Source organism: Streptomyces viridosporus, assembly GCF_002078235.1.
Lineage (GTDB): Bacteria > Actinomycetota > Actinomycetes > Streptomycetales > Streptomycetaceae > Streptomyces > Streptomyces viridosporus.
This window is the reverse complement of record NZ_MSGP01000517.1, coordinates 1-2,410: the sequence shown is the minus strand read 5'-3', so window position 1 is coordinate 2,410 and position 2,410 is coordinate 1. Positions and strand designations below refer to the sequence as shown.

At 75.4% G+C, this 2,410-nt stretch carries 1 protein-coding gene and 1 pseudogene; both read right to left on the bottom strand.

Annotated features, from left to right (window positions below; all coding sequences use genetic code 11):
• Window positions 1–1,066: pseudogene (locus B7L92_RS31015) on the bottom strand (ATP-binding protein); the annotation flags it as partial.
• Window positions 1,067–1,567: 501 nt separating this feature from the next.
• The coding region (locus B7L92_RS31010; protein ID WP_255311218.1) for an energy-coupling factor ABC transporter ATP-binding protein at window positions 1,568–2,410 on the bottom strand (843 nt) is incomplete at its 5' end.

Here is a 2,410-nt window from a genome sequence, read left to right as displayed (position 1 = left end):
TCGGCGGCGAGAAGTTGGCGGCGTTGTCCATCAGTTCGGCGAGCAGGTGCATCACGCCCTCCGCCGCGAACCCGGAGATCGCCGCCGTGCTCGAGGAGTGCATCCGCACCCGCCGGTAGGCGGCGATCCGGCCGACCGCGCCGCGCAGGATGCTCTCCATGACGATCGGCTTGTTCCACGCCCGGCTGGACCGGCCGCCCATGAGCAGCGCCAGCCGGTCCGTCACGAGGCCGAGCTGCGAGGCGGTGTGGTCCAGCTTCAGCAGGTCGCCGAAGACCTCCTCGCCGTGCCGCTCCTGCATCTCCCTGAGGTCGGCGAGCATGGCGACCGTCTTGGCCTGCACCCGGCTCAGGGCCTTCGCCGAGGTGACCTGTGCCGCGACGGCCCGGCGCTCGCTGAGCGCGAGCTCCCGGACGAACGATTCGGCGGAGGCCCCCAGCAGCGTGCTGCGCGGCCGGTCGAACGAGGCGAGCACCTTGTCCGCCGAGCGGCCCTCGCGCAGCTCCGCCACGACGGCCGGCAGCGTCCTGAGGGTGAGCCGTTCCAGCTCGGCGGCGATCTCGTCCAGCTCCCGCCGGGCCCGCCGGCGTTCGGCGTCCAGGGCCGCGGCGTGCCGCACCGACTCCTCGACGACGGCGGCGAAGGTGTGCGCGATCCGCCGCAGTTGCGGATCGGACGGTGGCGTCACGCCCGCGAGGGCGTCCTTCGCGTCGGCCCCGTCGCGCAGCCGCTCGGCGACGGCGGGCATCGTGACGGCCACCAGGTGCGCCGACTCGTCGGCGGCATGCGCCAGTCGGGCCTTCAGCCGGTCCGCCTCGCCGCCCCGTGTCCAGGACGCCTGCCGGGCCCGGCGGACGAGCAGGGCGCCGGCGGCGACCGTGGCGGCCACGCAGCACCAGGCGGCCAGGGCCGTCACCAGTGTCCAGGCGGTGGCGCCGGCCGGCGCCACCGCCACCGCCGCCCCGGCCGCCGCCGCGCTCACCCCCAGGACGGCCGCGGGTACGGCCGGCGAGGCCAGTGGCGCCTTCGCCGGCCGGTGCTGGCTGGGTGGTGCAGGCACTGACATTCCGCGGCCCTTCGGTGCTCGGGTGCAAGAAGAAGACGGGCCGGCCGGCGTGTGCCGACCGCGGGTCGGGACGGATCCGCCGGGAGGGCGGTCACTCTCCGGATCTAAAGACTGACTCATGGTAGTCATCCCGCCGTGCGCCGGGGCGGGAGGAGCTGCATGGTCCAACCATGGAATCAACTTCGCCGGGAACGCTCCGTGGGAACGGCGGTGACGTGATAAGGCGGTCGAACGCCCGTCGGTGTGCCCGCCGGTGTGCCCGTCGATATGCCCGTCGGTATGTCCGAGCGGCCCACGGGACGGGTCCGGCCCGCTCCTTCGCGTCCCGGAACGGGGCGGGACAGGTGCGCCTCGCGGCGTCGCGCCCCGCGCGGCGGGAGCGCTTGCCGGTCGACCGCCTTTCGTTCGCGTGGTGTCGTGTTCGTGCGCGTGTGCGGTCGGGGCCCGTTCGGACCACCGGGAAGGCGGACCACCGGGAAGGCGGACCGCCGGACGGCGCGGTCAGTGGCCGGAGGGCCGGGGATCCGCCGAGGCCGCCGCCATCAGTTCCTCCGGGGTGCGGGGGCCGGTGGCGGTGTCGGCCAACAGCCCCCGTGCCCGCAGGAGATGGGCCGCCGCCACCCCCCACGGCAACCGCAGCCCCGCCGCCGCGAGGAGGTCCGTGCGGGCCAGCACCGTGGCGGCCGGCCCGGTGCGGGCGCCGGACGGCGTGAGCAGCGCCGCGTCGTCGGCCCAGCGCAGGGCGAGGTCCACGTCGTGGGTGGCCATGACGACCGTGGTGCCGTTCGCGCGCAGCCCGTCGAGGGTGGCGAGCAGCCGCTCCTGGCCGTCGGGGTCGAGGCCCGCCGTCGGTTCGTCGAGGATCAGGACGCGGGGCCGCATGGCGACCGCGCCCGCGATCGCCGTCCGCTTGCGCTGCCCGTAGGAGAGCAGGTGCGTGGGACGCTCGGCGAGGGCGGTGATGTCCAGCGCGGCCAGTGCCTCGGCCACCCGGGCCCGCACCTCGGCGTCGGACAGGCCGAGGTTGAGCGGCCCGAACGACACGTCCTGGCCGACTGACGCGGCGAACAACTGGTCGTCGGGGTCCTGCACCACCAGTTGCACGGTCGTCCGCAGCCGGGTCAGCCCCTTGCGGTCGTACCGGACGGGCCGGCCCGCCACGGTCAACTCGCCCCCGTCCGGCCGCAGTCCACCGCTCAGCAGCCGCATCAGGGTCGTCTTGCCGCTGCCGTTGCGGCCCAGCAGCGCGAGCGCGCGCCCCTCGCGCACCTCGAAGTCGAGGCCGGTGAGCACGGGCGGGCCGTCCTCGTAGGCGAAGGACGCGCCCCGCAGGGCGACCAGTGC